The 14,826-nt window shown below is 68.4% G+C and carries 14 protein-coding genes and 3 pseudogenes; 4 read left to right on the forward strand and 13 right to left on the reverse strand.

Annotation, left to right across the window (positions count from 1 at the left end):
• Positions 1–17: 17 nt before the first annotated feature.
• Positions 18–593 (reverse strand): hypothetical protein, encoded by a 576-nt coding sequence (locus ACIQPT_RS31700; protein WP_401160898.1) that lies wholly within the window; start codon positions 591–593, stop codon positions 18–20.
• Between the two features lie 70 nt (positions 594–663).
• A complete protein-coding gene (locus ACIQPT_RS31705; protein ID WP_401160900.1) occupies positions 664–1,539 on the reverse strand; it encodes an SDR family oxidoreductase in 876 nt (291 codons plus the stop codon).
• 101 nt (positions 1,540–1,640) lie between these two features.
• Between ACIQPT_RS31705 and ACIQPT_RS31710 the strand changes: the two genes are divergently transcribed.
• Positions 1,641–2,456 (forward strand): helix-turn-helix domain-containing protein, encoded by an 816-nt coding sequence (locus tag ACIQPT_RS31710; protein WP_401160902.1) that lies wholly within the window; start codon positions 1,641–1,643, stop codon positions 2,454–2,456.
• A gap of 280 nt (positions 2,457–2,736) precedes the next feature.
• On the opposite strand, the gene ACIQPT_RS31715 is transcribed toward ACIQPT_RS31710, so the two are convergent.
• Genes ACIQPT_RS31715 through ACIQPT_RS31730 form a run of 4 tightly spaced genes read right to left on the reverse strand, consistent with a single transcriptional unit; the run spans position 2,737 to position 6,246 of the window.
• Positions 2,737–3,639 carry an SDR family oxidoreductase gene (locus ACIQPT_RS31715; protein ID WP_401160904.1) on the reverse strand — a complete coding sequence of 301 codons (903 nt, stop codon included), beginning with the start codon at positions 3,637–3,639 and terminating at the stop codon, positions 2,737–2,739.
• Between the two features lie 44 nt (positions 3,640–3,683).
• Positions 3,684–4,421 carry an SDR family NAD(P)-dependent oxidoreductase gene (locus ACIQPT_RS31720; protein WP_401160906.1) on the reverse strand — a complete coding sequence of 246 codons (738 nt, stop codon included), beginning with the start codon at positions 4,419–4,421 and terminating at the stop codon, positions 3,684–3,686.
• Positions 4,422–4,468: 47 nt separating this feature from the next.
• Positions 4,469–5,218, reverse strand: coding sequence for an SDR family NAD(P)-dependent oxidoreductase (locus ACIQPT_RS31725; RefSeq protein WP_401160907.1), 750 nt, complete (start codon positions 5,216–5,218; stop codon positions 4,469–4,471).
• Between the two features lie 59 nt (positions 5,219–5,277).
• The gene (locus ACIQPT_RS31730; protein ID WP_401160908.1) at positions 5,278–6,246 is read right to left on the reverse strand and encodes an alpha/beta hydrolase family protein; all 969 of its coding nucleotides are present in this window, start codon (positions 6,244–6,246) and stop codon (positions 5,278–5,280) included.
• A gap of 179 nt (positions 6,247–6,425) precedes the next feature.
• Between ACIQPT_RS31730 and ACIQPT_RS31735 the strand changes: the two genes are divergently transcribed.
• The gene (locus ACIQPT_RS31735) at positions 6,426–7,025 is read left to right on the forward strand and encodes a TetR/AcrR family transcriptional regulator (protein ID WP_401160910.1); all 600 of its coding nucleotides are present in this window, start codon (positions 6,426–6,428) and stop codon (positions 7,023–7,025) included.
• A 375-nt stretch (positions 7,026–7,400) separates the two neighbouring features.
• On the opposite strand, the gene ACIQPT_RS31740 is transcribed toward ACIQPT_RS31735, so the two are convergent.
• The 3 genes and pseudogenes from ACIQPT_RS31740 to ACIQPT_RS31750 all read right to left on the reverse strand — a co-directional run.
• On the reverse strand, positions 7,401–7,580 hold the full coding sequence (locus ACIQPT_RS31740; protein ID WP_401160912.1) for a hypothetical protein: 180 nt from the start codon (positions 7,578–7,580) through the stop codon (positions 7,401–7,403).
• Between the two features lie 277 nt (positions 7,581–7,857).
• A pseudogene (locus ACIQPT_RS31745) lies at positions 7,858–8,097 on the reverse strand (phosphoribosyl-dephospho-CoA transferase MdcG domain-containing protein); the annotation flags it as partial.
• A gap of 1,151 nt (positions 8,098–9,248) precedes the next feature.
• Positions 9,249–10,259 (reverse strand): annotated as a pseudogene (locus ACIQPT_RS31750) (CE1758 family FMN-dependent luciferase-like monooxygenase); the annotation flags it as partial.
• Between the two features lie 493 nt (positions 10,260–10,752).
• Here ACIQPT_RS31750 and ACIQPT_RS31755 point away from each other — a divergent pair.
• Complete coding sequence (locus ACIQPT_RS31755) at positions 10,753–11,187, forward strand: PPOX class F420-dependent oxidoreductase (RefSeq protein WP_401160913.1); 435 nt, start codon at positions 10,753–10,755, stop codon at positions 11,185–11,187.
• Between the two features lie 138 nt (positions 11,188–11,325).
• Here the strand turns inward: ACIQPT_RS31755 and ACIQPT_RS31760 are convergent.
• The 4 genes and pseudogenes from ACIQPT_RS31760 to ACIQPT_RS31775 all read right to left on the reverse strand — a co-directional run bounded on the left by ACIQPT_RS31760 (position 11,326) and on the right by ACIQPT_RS31775 (position 13,727).
• A pseudogene (locus ACIQPT_RS31760) lies at positions 11,326–11,811 on the reverse strand (DUF6640 family protein).
• A gap of 97 nt (positions 11,812–11,908) precedes the next feature.
• Positions 11,909–12,424 (reverse strand): YceI family protein, encoded by a 516-nt coding sequence (locus ACIQPT_RS31765; protein WP_401160915.1) that lies wholly within the window; start codon positions 12,422–12,424, stop codon positions 11,909–11,911.
• A 153-nt stretch (positions 12,425–12,577) separates the two neighbouring features.
• The gene (locus ACIQPT_RS31770; RefSeq protein WP_401160917.1) at positions 12,578–12,742 is read right to left on the reverse strand and encodes a hypothetical protein; all 165 of its coding nucleotides are present in this window, start codon (positions 12,740–12,742) and stop codon (positions 12,578–12,580) included.
• A 355-nt stretch (positions 12,743–13,097) separates the two neighbouring features.
• On the reverse strand, positions 13,098–13,727 hold the full coding sequence (locus ACIQPT_RS31775; RefSeq protein ID WP_401160919.1) for an LUD domain-containing protein: 630 nt from the start codon (positions 13,725–13,727) through the stop codon (positions 13,098–13,100).
• Positions 13,728–13,933: 206 nt separating this feature from the next.
• Between ACIQPT_RS31775 and ACIQPT_RS31780 the strand changes: the two genes are divergently transcribed.
• Positions 13,934–14,548 (forward strand): TetR/AcrR family transcriptional regulator, encoded by a 615-nt coding sequence (locus ACIQPT_RS31780; RefSeq protein WP_401160921.1) that lies wholly within the window; start codon positions 13,934–13,936, stop codon positions 14,546–14,548.
• The last annotated feature ends 278 nt before the right edge of the window (positions 14,549–14,826 follow it).

The following is a 14,826-nucleotide window of genomic DNA, read 5'->3' on the forward strand; positions in this document are numbered from 1 at the left end:
GCCGGGCCCAGGCACAGCTACACAGCCGTCGAAAACGGGGCTGTGTCAGGCGAACCGGTAGACACGGGTCGAGCCGCTGGTGCGCTTCCGCGATGCGTAGGGGGGAGGGGATACGGAAGGCCCGGTCGGAAGCCATCGAGATCTTTGGTGAGATCGGAGAGTTCGACGTCGGTGCCCACGCCGTCGGCGATGGCGTCGTAGGGCGGGCGGGGCAGAAGGTCGCCGCTGGTCAGGGGAACGAAGGGAATGGTCATCCGGCCGCACTCGGGGTGCTTCCCGCGCTGCACCTCGGACATGATCTCGCTCTGGGCCTTGGGGATCCGGTCCGGGCCGACGGTGGGCAGATCGCGCGCGGCCACGCCGAGCTTGGCGAGCGTGATGCAGTCAACAGCCCAGGCCGAGCGGGCTGGGCAGCTGAACACCGGTGCGCCGGCGGCACTTTGCGAGACCGCGCGCTGGAACAGGCCCTGTGCGTCGGGGCAGCCGAGGAGGGAGCGGGCGATGTTGTCCCGGGTCCAGCGCAGTGGGGCGATCTGGTCGGCCAGACCATAGGCGCCCGAGGCGGTGGCGTAGGCGTCGTCGAAGGTGTCCATGGTGATGCGGTGCTTCTGCGATTCAGCCTGTGCGCCAAGCGGTGAAACAGTGCGGCACGGGCGGGAGTGTTCACGCGTCCGCGTCCGCGTCGGCGCCCGTGTCCGCATCCGCATCCGTGTCCGCATCGGTCTCGGCGGCACTGGCCTGCTGCGGCTCGATCTGGGCGAGGCGCTTACGCAGCGAGGCGGTGGCGCCCTGGTAGCAGTCGCTGCCCAGCACCAGCCTCATCGGGGCAGGCTCCTGGGACGCACTGTCGATGATCTTGGCAGCGACCCTGACCGGGTCCCCGGGCACCGGGACGGCAATGTCCTTGAAGATGCGCACGGCCGCGGCCGGGGTGTTGTCGTACGCGGCCAGGGGCTCGCTCAGCCGCAGGCTGCTGCCGGCGAACGAGGTACGCGCACCGCCGGGCTCGACGAGTGTCACCTCGATGCCGAACGGCGCGACCTCGTCGGCGAGGGCCTCCATGAAGCCTTCGACGCCCCACTTGCCCGCGTGGTAGAGAGAGGCGCCCGGGTGGGCGGCGAGGCCGGCGACCGAGGAGAGCTGGATGATCCGGCCGCCGCCCTGGGCACGCAGGTGCGGCAGTGCTGCTCGCGCGGTCTGGATCGAGCCGAGCAGGTTGGTGGTGATCTGGTGGACCACTTGCTCGTCGGTGAACTCCTCGGCGGCGCCGAAGAGGCCGTACCCCGCGTTGATCACCACCACGTCGATACGGCCCAGCTCACCGAAGGCGGCGTCGACGACGTCCCGTACCTGGGCCAGGTCGGTGACGTCGAGGTGCTCGATCCAGAACCGCTCGCCGTACTCGGCCCGCAGGTCGTCGACCGAACCCTCCCGCCGTACCGTTCCGGCGACGCGCTCCCCGCGCGCGAGGAGCTGCTCGGCCAGCTCCCGGCCGAACCCGCTGTTGACCCCGGTGATGAACCATGTCCGTTGCGTCATACCGACACCTTCACGGGTGCGAATAGCGCGTGCCAGTTCCCTGTCGTTCCTGGTAGTGACAGGGACACCCACAGCTCGTTGCGGCCGCATAGGCTGATGGTGTGGACAACGCTCTCGGAGGCTTTCTGCGGGCCCGCCGCGAACTCATCACACCGGCCGAGGCGGGCCTGCCGGCCGGCCACGGGCCACGCCGGGTGCCGGGGCTGCGCCGTGAAGAAGTGGCCATGCTGTCGGGTATCAGCGTCGAGTACTACCTGCGCCTGGAACAGGGCCGCGACCGCAACCCCTCTGCCCAGGTCATCCATGCACTGGCCGGTGTGCTCCAGCTGGATGCCGAAGGCACGGCCTATCTGATGTCTCTGACCGGTCTCCGACCTCGTCGTGGGCCAGGTCCTGGGGACGAACGCGTGCCCACGAACCTGGTCCTGCTGCTGCGAACCCTCAACGTGCCCGCCCTGGTGTTCAACAAGTACAGCGACGTACTCGCCGCGAACCACATGGCCAGAGCCCTGTCACCGGAACTGAAGCCCGGGACAAACCGCCTGCGTGTGCTGTTCACCGAGCAGGCGGCACGCGACTACCGCGACGACTGGGAGTCGTACACAGCCACCGCCGTGGCCCACCTGCGCGCCCAGATCGGCACCGAAACCGACGACGAACGCCTGCACGCCCTGATCGGCGAGCTCTCCCTCAAAAGCGAACGGTTCCGTCGGCTGTGGGCACGCCATGACGTACGCACCGCACAGGAAGTCACCTTCCGCATACGGCATCCGCAGGTCGGCCCGATGGAACTGCTGGTCGAAAAGTTCCAGGTGGCCGGCCCCCAGGAGCTGGAGGTACTGCTGCTCCACGCCGCTCCGGACACCCCCACAGCCGATGCCCTGGCCCGTCTTGCCACGCTCGACGCCGCGGAGTAGCCGAGCTGGGGGTGGCGTTGAGGCCGCTGCCCTTGAGGGCCGACATCAGTGGCCGGTCGTGCGGCACGAGCTTCACGTCGCGGTGAACGTACCCGTCGCGGTCGGCGAACACGCCGAGGACTTCCTGGACCGGGCCCGCCCCGCCCGGCCCCACCCGATCCGGCCCGCCGCTACGGCTACGCGGAGGCAGCAGCAACCATCCAGGACCTTTGAAGAGCTGCTCCGTGCCACCAGGCTGGTGGGCTCGGAAGGATGTGTCCGCGAATGCATTTCGGCGCTGTCAGGACGGGTAGTCACCAGCGGCGAGCTCGTCGAGCAGGCCTGGTTCGGACGGGGCCCAGCCGAGGCGCTCACGCGTGAGCGTGCTGGATGCGGGGAAGTCTCCGCCGGTGAGTCGTGCGAAGAATCCGAAGTGGTCGGCTGCCGCGTCTGCGTCGAGTGACCTCGTGGGGACGCCGAGAAGGGTTGCGATTCCTTCGGCGATGTGGCGGAAGGCGACGCCTTCTTCGGCGACTCCGTGCAGAACTGTGCCGCCGGTTGCTTCTTCGGCTGCGAGCCGGAAGAGGGTCGCGGCGTCATCGCGGTGCACCGCGGGCCAGCGATTGTCCCCCGTGCCCACGTAGGCCGACTGCCCGGTTTGACGGGCGTGGGTGATGAGCTGAGGAATGAAGCCGGTATCGCCTGTGCCGTGGACCGTCGGGGGAAGGCGGACAACGGATGACCGTACCCCGTGCTCGGCGAGACCAAGGACATGTTCGACGGCCTCGATGCGCTTGCCCGCAGGCCCGTGTGCAACTGCCTGGTCGGCTTCTGTTGCTACCTGCCCCTCGGGAAGGCCTGCGAGGCCGACGGCCATGACGAAAGGCCGCTGGGATCCAGCCAGGGCTTCACCCATAGCTGTCACGGCCTTGTATTCCGTCTCGGCCGCGCCAGCTGGGTCCGTGGTGAACGCAACGTCGTGGCGGTAGGCGAGGTGGATCACCCCGCCGCTTGCTTCAGCGGCACGGCGAAGCGACTCGGGGTCCTCGAGGTCAGCTCGGACGGGCTCGGCACCGAGTGCTCGTACTGCGTCCGCGGCGGTGTCGGACCGTGTGGTCGCGGTGACTCGGTGGCCTGCGGCGATGAGCTGGGGGACGAGAGCAGAGCCGATCCATCCGGTGGCGCCGGTGACAAGAATGTGCATGGTTTTCCTCGCAGTGGTTGAAGATCCGGCCGATGAGTTCGCGCTCACCAGGCAACGGGGCCGTTGACGTCGGTGAAGGTCCCGGTGGGGCCATCGACGCCGATGGTGGCCATGGCAACCGCCTGGCGCGCACCGTCCTGCGGAGTTCCGGTCCCGTGGTGGTTGTTCAGGTCGGTGGCGACGAATCCGGGGCAGACCGCGTTGACGAGGATGTTCTCGGAGGCGAGGTCACGGGCGTACATCATGGTCACCGCGGTCAGCGCGGTCTTGGAGGGGACGTAGCCGAGCGCGATGGGGTCGCTGTTGGCGAAGTCGGAGATCGCCGCGAGGGATCCGGCGCTGCTGGACACGTTGACGATTCGCGGACTGTCGGAGTCGCGCAGCAGCGGTAGGAACGCGCTGCTGACGGTGATGACACCGAACACGTTCGTCTCGAACACGTAGCGGACGTGGTCGACGTCGGCGGAGCGGGGAAGCTGCCCGGCGAAGTCGGCGCCCGGCTGGTGGCTGATACCGGCGTTGTTGATCAGTGCGTCGAGGCGGCCGAAGCGGGACCGGACCGTCTCGGCAGCGGCGGATACCGAGGCGGGGTCGGTGACGTCGAGCGCGACGGCGGTGACGTCGCCGCCTGCTGCGCGCAGTTCGGCGGCGGCCTCTTCACCGCGCTCGATGCTTCGTGCACCGATGAGGACGGTGTGGCCGAGTTCGGCGAGCTGGGCTGCGATTTCGCGGCCGATGCCTTTGTTGCCGCCGGTGACCAGGGCGATCATGGGGTGATTCATGGAAATCCTTCAGTGCTGGTGCTGGTGCTGGTGCTGTGCTTGGTCTGTTACCAGGGGAGAGGGCCGTCGTCGCCGGAGAACGTGCCTGTCGGACCGTCTGGTCCGATGAGCGCCATCTTGACGATGTGCCGGGCTCCTTCTTCCACGGTCTTCGTGCCCTGGAAGTTGTTGAGGGCGGTCGCCGTGAAGCCGGGGTCTGCGACGTTGACCTTGATGCCGGTCGACTCCAGGGCGGTGGCGAATCCGAGCGTGGCGGCGTGCAGCGCGGACTTCGAGGTCGGATAGATACCGAACATGGAACGCTGCGGGTTGCGCTCGTCGGCGTTCAGCGTGAGTGAGCTGCCGGAACTTCCCACGTTGACGATCCGTGCCGCCGGGGCCTCGCGGAGCAGCGGAAGCAGCGCCTGCGTCAGTGCGATCGGTCCGATGACGTTCGTCTCGAAGAACTGGCGGACGACGTCGGGTGACACCTCGGTGAGCAGGCCCGAGCGGGCACGCTCCTCCAGCGGGGTGTCGGCGTCGCCGACGAACGAGATACCGGCGTTGTTGACCAGGACGTCGAGGCGGCCGAACTCGTCTCGGACCCGCTGCGCGGCGGCCGCGATCGACACCTCATCGGTGACGTCGAGCTGCACCGCGTGGGCGTCCCCGTCGATCTCGGCCGCAGCGGCTTCGCCGCGGCTCAGGTCCCGGGAGCCGACGAGCACGGTGAACCCGTGCCCGGCGAGTTCCTTCGCCACTTGCCGGCCGATACCTGCGTTCGCCCCAGTGACCAGGGCGACGGGAGTGTTCTGCATGGGGGGTGTGCTCCTCTCGGCGGGCTGGTTGCCCAGCCCTCGGGGTGGGGTCTCGGTGACTACTTGGATTCGACGCGGCCGAAGGCGTCGGGGCCGGTGGCGAGTGCGTCCCGCGCCGTCTGCCAGGCGGTGTCGTCGGAGTCGAACGCGGAGCGCAGGTAGGCGGCGGTCAGTTCGGCGACCGCGGCGACCCGGTCGGGGTTCTCGTCCGTGGTCTCGACGCTGTCGTGGCCCTGGATCCCGCCGAAGAGGTGCTCACCGCTGAAGACGGTCAGCAGGGTCTTGGGTCCGGGGGCCAGGTGGTAGGGGTCGGCGTGCCAGTCCGGTCCCATGGTCGTCCAGTGCTGGGAGTCGTCCTTGTCACCGGCGACGACGAGCGCGGGCGTGGTCATCGTGGTGAGGTTCATGGTGCGGAAGACCGGCACCCGGTCGGCCGCGAACCCGTTGAAGGTGTCGCCGCCCCGGCCGGTCGCGCCGATCAGCACGCCCTGCGTGATCCGGGGCTCCAGGAGGTTCACCTCTTCGCCTGTGTCGAGGTCGGTGACCCGGGCGCCGAGGAGGAGTTCGGCGGTGAAGCCGCCGAGGGAGTGACCGGCCACCGCGACCTTGCCGCGGTCGATGCGCCCGGCGAGCTGCGGCACGGCCTGCTCGATCTCGTCGAGCCGGTCGAGGACGTGGCTCATGTCCTCGGCGCGCGAGCGCCAGAACAGCGGCGCTTCGGGCCTGTCTCCGACCAGGTGGCTCAGCCTGGGGGCGCTGAGGTGGTTGGGCTGGATCACGACGAAGCCGCGGGCCGCCCAGACCTTGGCGAGGGGGAGGTAGCCGTCGAGCGAGGACAGGCCGTAGGCCCCGCCGTGTCCGTGCGACAGCAGGATGACCGGCAGGTCGGTACCGGTCAGGGGTGCGGAGACGCGGACTTCGAGGTCCAGGGGGCGTCCGGGCACAGTCAGCGTGATGGGGCTGACCGATATCACGGGCGGGGCGGAGGGGTGGAGGTAGGTGTCGGCGACGGAAGTCCACTCAGGCATGGCGCATGCTCCCTTCGGAGGCAGGTCGCATACCGACCGGTACGCGACACGAAAGCGGTCAGGGTCCGGGTCGGCTAAGCTGAGACCGAAGCGGAACCTCGCTCCATTTCACGATACGGAGCGTTGCTCCGCATTGCAAGCGGAGCGGTAGCGGTACTCCGTATCGGCGGAAGGGTGATGTGGTGACCAGTACGGGTAGGCCCCGATCGGATGCGGCCCAGAGCACGCGGGCTGATGCGGTGCGCAGCCGACAGAAGCTGCTCGCCGCCGCGGCGGAGGTATTCGTCGAATCCGGCGTCGACGCACCGGTCCGTGAGGTCGCGGCCAGAGCGGGCGTCGGCATGGGCACCCTCTACCGCCACTTCCCCACCCGGCCGGACCTCGTCGTCGCCGTCTTCCGCCACCAGGTCGAGGAGTGCGCCGAGGCCGGCCCGCAGTTGCTCGCGAACAACGACTCTCCCTTGGAGGCGCTGCGGCAGTGGATCGACATCTTCGTCGACTTCCTCGTCACCAAGCACGGACTGGCCCATACAGGGCAGCCCGACAGCAGTGGCTTCGGCGCACTGCACACGTACTTTCTCGAGCGTCTACTTCCCGTGGCCGAGGAACTGCTCGGCGCTGCGGCCGACGCCGGAGAGATCCAGAACGGGATCCAGCCTTACGAACTCATGCGCGGTATCGGCAACCTCTGCATCGCACCCGACAAAGACCCCCGCTATGACCCACGTCGCCTGATCGAGCTGCTCCTGCGTGGCATCCAGCAACCGAAGACTTCCTGAGTTCGTTACCCGGGCCGAGCGCCCCGACCGGCGCCACCGAAACGTGGAGCGAGGGCCGGGCTGCCTCGCACCGCACGTATGAGTTCCCGTACGTTCTCCACGCCGGCGTCCTGGAGGCAGGCGACGCGGGAGTCGGGAGGGCCGCGGCGGTGAGGCGGGCCGGCGAGCCACCGGGCAGAGCTTGTACGACCAGGCGGGCCTCGCGTTCGTGGAGCACGCTGGTGGCGTCGTGCCGGCGGACGGGCCGGGTGGGGGAGTGGGCCAGGTCTTCGGCGATGGCGGCGGCGAGCGGCGGACTGTGCGCGGGTACCGATACGCGCGGGTACCGATACGTCGAGGTGCTCGGCCTTGGCGCCGCCCTGTTCAAGGGCAGCTTCAGGCTCGGCCAATGGCCGTATTCGCTCCGGAGAACGTGATGTGGCGCGGGGCATTGATGGTGGTCGCGTTCAGGGACTCGGCGGTGGTGGCGCAGTCGGCGGCGATAAGGGTGACGGCCGGTTCGGTGAGGCCGATGACTACGCACATGCCGTAACCGGTGGGGTAGGTGCGTTCCATGGCGGCGCCGCGGACGTGGACGGCGCGGGCTGCGTCGGTGAGGGTGAGGGCGTCGGGCGAGCTGCACGGAGGCGTTCGAGGCGAGCATCTCGGCGGAGCCGAGGGCACGGACGTCTGTGCCGACGGCCTCGGAGATCTCGTGGAGGGCGGATACGGCGGCCGGGTGGCTGGGCAGCTCGTGCGGCATGCCGGGATGCTGTTCGCCCTGGCCGGGCAAGAGCAGGGCGCGGCTCATCGGACCCACCGCCTGGAGCGCGGCGCTCCACGGGTCGGCGACGAGGAACGGTCCCGCGGCGGTGCGCAGCAGGATCTGTCCAGCGTCGCGCGCGTATGCGGCCGCGGCCACCGCCCCGTACGGCGTCTGCAGTTGTACGTCTACACGGACGGGAAGCTCCGCGAACAGCCCGAGGAGCCGGGCCACCTCGGCGGCGAACACCTGCTGAGGGACGTCCACGACGAGGTCGAGGTAGCTGGCCGCGGAGGCCACGGGAGCTCCCGTGGCCGGCTCGAACCCCGTGCCGCCGCCGGGTCCTCAGGCTCGGATCCAGGACGGGCGGTCCAGCGCGGCGAGGGTGCGGACCGCCTGGACTTGAGCGGTCGGCCGCCCGTCCGTGCCTACAGTTGCGAGCAGGGCGAGAGTGGCCGCGGGGTCCGAGCTGCGCGGTGCCCGGTGAGCCCGGCGGCGAAGACGGCGCGTACTGCGCGCCCCGAAGCGCTTCGGTGTCGTCGGCGACGAGAGTGTCAGCGAGCCGTACGGCCACCCGCCGTTCGCCTCCCGCCATCGCCCAGATCCCCGCACGGTCCTGGGAGCCGAGCTCCTCGACGCCCGCTTCCTGCTCGATGACCTCGGGCCCGTTGAGGGCGAGGCGGCCCTGGCGGGTCATGACGAGGCTGGAGCAGGGACCGGCGGCGATGCCCATGCCGCCGTAGCAGCCGACCATGCCGGCGACGACACCGACTGCGGGGAACGTACTGCCGCAAGCGGACGATCGCCGCGTGGATGTCGGCGATGGCGAGCAGCCCCAGGTGGTCCTCCTGGAGGCGGATGCCGCCGGTCTCCAGGAGGACGACGGGCCGGATCAGGGTGCCGGACTCCCAGTCCTGGGCGGCGAGTTCGAGGGCTCCACCGTGTGCACCGAAGCCCAGATCGCCCCGCCCGCCTCGCAACGGTTCCTGCCCCGGGCTGCCGCGTCGACACCATGTCTACGCACCACCCGCGCTGATCGTTGCGGTGGTCGCGTTTGGGCGACGAGGCCGGCTGGCACCTGCCTGCGGATGCGTGTACGTACACGACGAAGCTCGTCAAGGCTTCCCACGACCATGCCCCCTGCGACCCCAGCAAGCACTGACCCTCATGATCAGCACCATGGCGGACAGTGCCAGAGCAAACCATTCGAAGCTGGAACCACGAGTGTTGCTGCCGCCAGGGACGTTCGTCATGGGGTGGAGCGTCAGAGGGATGCGCAACAGAGTGCGAGGCGCTGGGCAGCGGGCGGCGATGATCCGCAAAACGCTCGAGCATCCGTTAGTGGTTTGCCCGGTGGCGGCCGCAGGGTGAGGGTGCCGGCGGCGAACAGCCACCTTGGCCGCCGCCCGTTCTTCGTGGCCCGAGCCGTGGCTGCCGCAGTTCCGTCTACCGACCACCCTGTCGAGCCCTCACGCAGCCACAGCAAGTTCCTTCCTTAGTACTGGCAGCACCTCGCTGCCGACGAGGTCGATGACGTTGTGGATCTTGGACTCGGGCATACCGCCGAAGTCGAAGCCGAACAGAACCCTGTGCAGCGCACCGAAGTGCTCAGGGAATCTCAGCACCTTCTCCACCACCTGCGCTGGACTGCCGACCGTCAGACCGGTGGCCGCCACCTCCTCCTCCATGGAGACACCGGAGCGGGAGTGAATGGGGTGCGCGTTGTAGTAGGGCCGGTATTCCCGCACGGCGTCCTGCGAGTTCGTGCGCACCCAGATCCCGGATCCTGCGCCGACGATGCCGTCCTCGAGTGCGCCGTGGCCGTGGTGCGCGAAGCGTTGGCGGTACAGCGCGACGGAACGGGCGTAGTGCTCCATCGGTGCGAACATGTTGTTCACGAAGAAGCCGTCGCCCTAGCGCGCCGCCTGTTCGGCGATCTCGGGGGTGCGTATGGAGCCGTGCCAGATGAACGGCGGGACGCCGTTCAGCGGTCGGGGCACCGACGTGAAGTCCGCCAGTGGCGCACGGAACCGCCCGGCCCAGTTCACGTTCTCCTCGCGCCACAGCAGACGCAGCAGTGCGTAGTTCTCGACGGTGAGCGCAAGGCTGTCCTGGAGGTTCTTGCCGAACCAGGGATAGACAGCCGGCGTGTTCCCGCGGCCGAGCATCAAGTCGACGCGGCCGCTCGAGATGTGCTGGAGCGTCGCGAAATCCTCAGCGATCTTCACCGGGTCGTTGGTGGTGATGAGCGTCGTCGACGTCGAAAGGATCATCCGCTTCGTCTGCGCCGCGAGGTAGGCCAGGAGCGTCGTGTCGGAGCTGGAGAAGTACGGCGGATTGTGATGCTCGCCGATCGCGAAGACATCGAAGCCGGCCTCCTCTGCGTGGACGGCGATACGCATGAGCGCGTGGATCCGCTCGTGCTCAGAAACGAGCACACCGCTGACAGGGTCTCGCGTGATGTCGCCGATGCTCGAAACTCCGAACTCCATGTTCTTGCCTCCGCGATGCGGGCGACTGGCTGTTTCATCTGACATGACGGCTGGGTCTCCTCGTGAAAGCCGTAGGCGGATGCGCTCATCGTCAGAGCGCGACAGGCGCGACAGGCGTGACTGGCGCGACTGTTCGGGCGGTGGGGAGGGCGCTTCACCGCCCGCGCGCCGACGAGCGAGCCGATCTGGCTGCCGTAGGCCGGCCGGGCAACGGATCTGGGTTCGACCCGTATCGCTATTCACTGCTTGGTTCCTTGCTCGGCGCGTATAGGGGACGTCCATCGCCGGTTGACCGGGTCCGTTCCGCGGTCGTTGGCCCCTCAGGGCGCTCCTCAGCTCACCGGCAGCCCCTACTTCGAGGTGGCTCTTACCGCTGACCGAGCACTAGGCGGGGTATAGTCCGTTTATGTTCTGTGGGTGATGCGCATCTGTCGGCTCAAGGGCGGGTTCACGCGTCGCCCCTGTGCCGACTCCTGCCTGATCAAGGGAATCCATGAGCGTCTTCACCGCCAACGAGCAGACGTACCTCGCCAGCCAGCTCCTCGGCCGTCTGGCGACCATCGGCCCGGACGGAGCACCTCAGGCCCGGCCGGTCGCGTTCGTCTACAACCGCGCGTACGACACGATCGACATCGGCGGCCACAACCTCGTTGCCAGCCGGAAGTACCGCAACCTCCAGGCCGACCCGCGCGTCTCCCTCGTCGTTGACGACCTGGCCTCGACCACGCCCTGGAACCCGCGGGGCATCGAAATCCGCGGTACCGCCGAGCTTCTCGCCGCGGAGCCGCTTCAGCCGGGTTTCGACGCAGCACTGATCCGCATCCACCCCGCCCGCGTACTGGCCTGGGGTCTGGACACCGACGCATACGGGCCGCCGAACGCCCGCAATGTCACCGCCGGGCCGTCGAGCGCATCAACCGTCGGCTAGCTCTGGTTCGCAACCAAGGCAGGGCGGTGACCTAGGGAATCTCCCCGGATGCCGCGAGTCCCTGCCCCGAGCAGCGCCCTCGCCCTCACCCTCGACGGAACCCGCCCGGCAGCCCAGATCGGTGCTGCCAGCCTTCTCTCACCTTCCATCATCTTGATCGCGAAGCCGTCGCCGTTCCAGGACGTATCCCCATCCCACCAACGCCAGCGACGGGAAGGCGACAACGGCCTGCGGGAAGATCTGCTTGCCGGGCGGGTCGACGGCTCGGGAGCCGGGGTACGCAAGCGCGGAGATCTGCGTGACTCAGTACAACGCGGCGGACACGGCCCCGCTGTCCAGCGCAGCCCTTGCGGCGGCCGTCGAATCGACCGGACGCCACAGTTGCAGCATCGCGGCTCCGGCCAGCTTGGCGCCCAGACTCATGGTCTGAGCGTTGTGGAATTTGGCGTGCGGTGGCCAGTTCGGATGGTGGATGTGTGTCTCGTTCCAGTCCGCGATGTAGGGGCCAACTCCGGCGATCACGGCGGGTACCGAGATCAGTACCTTGCCGAGGCTGATACGCCGGGTGATGCGGTCGGCCATGTCATGGTGCTCCTGCCCTGTCGGTGTCGGGAGGGTCGACATCCGTGCCGTCGCCGACAGCAGGCCGGCTCTCTTCAGCCATCGGCCGGCCGCGCGGGCGATGCGGCGATCGGGTCGTCGCCCTGTGCGGTGCGCTGTCCTAGGCAGACGCGCGCGTGAACCGGAGCGTCGCCGTCACCGTCGTCAGGCCACGCATCATGCCCAGCCGGTTCCAGCCCATGCCGAACTGGTCCCGGTCGACGGTGAACTCGGTCGTGAGTGCGATCGCGTCCGCGCTCGACTCGGTGACGTTCACGGTGGCATTCTGCGGGCGGCTGACGCCGCGGACGGTCAGCTGGCCTTTGACCTCGGCGACGTCGTTGGGGCGGAACGCGGCGTCACGGACTGCGAAGACCAGGGTGGGGTGGCGCTCGACGTCGAAGAAGTCGGCGCTGCGCAGGTGCGTATCGCGCTTCGCGTGCCTGGTGTCGAGGGAGGCGGCTTCCAGGGTCACGGCACCGCGGACCGTACCGTCAGGCCTGACTTCGCCCTCACCCGTTACGCGGGTGAACTCTCCCTTCACGGTGACCATGCCCCACATCGTCACGTGACTGACGGCGATGACGGAGCGGGCGGTGTCGAGTTGCCACAGGCCGGTTTCAACAGCGGCGGTCATGGGATTTCTCCTTTGTCGGTACGTGCAACTGAATGGGTCATCAAATCCGATGGCCACGCGTTGAGCGGGCTTGGCGGGTTCGGATGGCGCACGGGCCGGATGCGGCTGGCCGGTCGCTCTGAGGACCGGCCGGCCGCATCCTCAGGGGAGTGCTCAGGGGATGGTCACGTCGGCCGTGAAGTCGCCGCTGCCTCTGGTCGCCACTACCTCGACCCGGTAGGCGCCGGGGTCGCCCTCGTAGGAGAGCCTCTTGACGTTCTCCTCACCCGAGGAGGTCGCGACCGTCTTCAGTCCGCCGGATCCGAAGTGCCTGAGCACGAGAGCGAAGTCCGCGCCGTCCGGCCCGTCCGGACATACGCTGATCGTGCCCGCCCGGGCGGCGATGTAATAGTTCCACGGGATGGAGGTCCTGCCTTCAACTACTCGACCGGACGCGGTGAAAGTGTGGGCCGTGCAGTCGGTTGCCGAGGCGGGCCGACGGCGCGTCGGCCGTCTGCGCAGCGGTTGCCGGTGAGGTGGTTGCAGGCATGCGGCGGCGAACACGGCGGCACCAGCTGTCGCAGCTGGTCGGTGGAGTCTCATGAGGTTCTCTCCGCAACGGTAGAAGAACTTCACCTGTTGACACGTGATCATGCTGGGCAGTGCTGCCCGGGCGAGCGTCTCCTGCGGGGTCTCAGAATCCGACGTTCTGGCGGATCAGTACCAGGTGGATGCGGCCGGGCTGTTCCTGCCGGATCTCCAGAAGCTTGCCGATGTAGCTGCGCTGCCCGTACACGGCCTGTGCCCGGATGTCCTCGAGCTTGAGGCTGTGCTCGACCACTCGCTCGCGAGCAGCCTCCAGGCTGGGAACGAGCTTCTGCGTGCCGGCCACCAGGATGACGTTCGGGGCATCCCAGGCGTACGCGGCGAGCTGGCTGCCGGTGGCCGATGCGATGACCACGGCGCCGTCGGCGGTGACGGCATGGACGCTGCCGAGGGCGTACTCGGCCTGCCCGGCGATGGCCTTCATCTCCTGCTGCTGGGTCTGGAAGTCCAGCGTCATCATCTTGTTGCGGGCCGACACGTACGGGCCGTCCGGGTCGTTGATCGCGGCTTCGATGCCGGACTCCTGCAGGGTGGCCGAAGTGTTGGTCATCACCGGTGAACCGTGCGGGATTCGCTTCAGCACGCTCTGCCGGGCGGACCCGAAGTCATCGACGACCTCCACGCCGAAGCCGTGCTCCTCGAGCGCGGCCACTGTTGCCGCAAGGGTCTTCTCGTCCGGCAGCGTAGTGAAACGTGCCTCGCCGTCGATCGCGGTCATGGGCTTCTCCCTTGTCAGGTGGGGCTCGGCAGGGCCGCAACACACGGACCTGCTCGTAGGCGGACGAGTGCGGTCATCATCGCGTCGCCATAACCGGACTTTACCCCGCTTAGGGCGGGCAGGCAAGGAGAGGTGGGTACCCCCGGCGCTCCCGGGGCGTAAACGGACTACTCCCCGCTTAGTGGGATGGCTGTAGGATCACCGCTATGAAGGGGCTACCGGTGAGTTTTGGAGCGCCGCGGCCGGAACGGGCGGACGCGGCCCGTAATCGCGTACATCTCCTGGCCACTGCTCGCCAGATGCTGGCCGAGGCGGGTCCCGATCAGCTGACGATGGACGCGTTGGCCGAGCGGTCGGGCCTGGGTAAAGGCACCGTTTTTCGACGCTTCGGTACTCGGGCGGGGATCTTCCAGGCGTTGCTCGACGAGATCGAGCGAGGCTTGCAGGAGGAGGTGCTGTCCGGACCGCCGCCACTTGGCCCCGGTGCGCCGCCGATCGATCGGCTGGTTGCTTACGGCCGGGCGCGGGTGCGTTTGCTGATCGAAAACACGGAGATCTTCAGATGTGCGCTCGACGGTCGGCAGCCCGTCCCGAGCAGTCCGCAGACGCCGGCGTCTCAGATGCACATCCGGATGCTTCTGCGCCAGGTGAGCCTCGACGGTGCTGACCTCGACCTGCTCGCCATCCAGCTGACCGCGGCGCTCGACGGCCCACTGCTGCTGTACCTTTCCAGCGACGCGCTGGCCAGCGCAGGCCCGCAGATCGAGAAAAGCCTTGGCGCGGCCTGGCAGGACTTGATCGAACGGGTATGCAGGACCTGATCCATCCCGGACAGCTGCTCCTACGTCACTCCGCAGCGCCCAGTTCGACGACCGTCACGCACCCACGAGGCCCTCGGGGGCGGCGGAGGCGGCGGGGGCCAGGAGCTGATGGTGGCTCTCAGGAGTACGTTCTGCTCGTTGTTCGCTCGCCCCGGACGGCTTCGAGGATGATCCTTGCCTCGGTAACGCTGGGAGGGGGGTTTGTTGGTGTGTGGCGGGGCGGCTGGTCTGGGGTGTTGCTGGTTCGCTGAGAGGTGGAATGGGCGGTCTTGGCAGCT

It is taken from the genome of Streptomyces sp. NPDC091289 (assembly GCF_044757365.1).
Classification (GTDB): Bacteria; Actinomycetota; Actinomycetes; order Streptomycetales; family Streptomycetaceae; genus Streptomyces.

Bases quoted from the DNA above. Each gene is read 5' to 3' on its own strand.
- ACIQPT_RS31725 (WP_401160907.1), bottom strand. From the start codon at position 5,218: ATGCAGAACACTCCCGTCGCCCTGGTCACTGGGGCGAACGCAGGTATC.
- ACIQPT_RS31705 (WP_401160900.1), bottom strand. From the start codon at position 1,539: ATGACGCAACGGACATGGTTCATCACCGGGGTCAACAGCGGGTTCGGC.
- ACIQPT_RS31715 (WP_401160904.1), bottom strand. From the start codon at position 3,639: ATGCACATTCTTGTCACCGGCGCCACCGGATGGATCGGCTCTGCTCTC.
- ACIQPT_RS31765 (WP_401160915.1), bottom strand. From the start codon at position 12,424: ATGACCGCCGCTGTTGAAACCGGCCTGTGGCAACTCGACACCGCCCGC.
- ACIQPT_RS31780 (WP_401160921.1), top strand. From the start codon at position 13,934: ATGAAGGGGCTACCGGTGAGTTTTGGAGCGCCGCGGCCGGAACGGGCG.
- ACIQPT_RS31755 (WP_401160913.1), top strand. From the start codon at position 10,753: ATGAGCGTCTTCACCGCCAACGAGCAGACGTACCTCGCCAGCCAGCTC.
- ACIQPT_RS31775 (WP_401160919.1), bottom strand. From the start codon at position 13,727: ATGACCGCGATCGACGGCGAGGCACGTTTCACTACGCTGCCGGACGAG.
- ACIQPT_RS31740 (WP_401160912.1), bottom strand. From the start codon at position 7,580: ATGGAACGCACCTACCCCACCGGTTACGGCATGTGCGTAGTCATCGGC.
- ACIQPT_RS31700 (WP_401160898.1), bottom strand. From the start codon at position 593: ATGGACACCTTCGACGACGCCTACGCCACCGCCTCGGGCGCCTATGGT.
- ACIQPT_RS31730 (WP_401160908.1), bottom strand. From the start codon at position 6,246: ATGCCTGAGTGGACTTCCGTCGCCGACACCTACCTCCACCCCTCCGCC.
- ACIQPT_RS31720 (WP_401160906.1), bottom strand. From the start codon at position 4,421: ATGAATCACCCCATGATCGCCCTGGTCACCGGCGGCAACAAAGGCATC.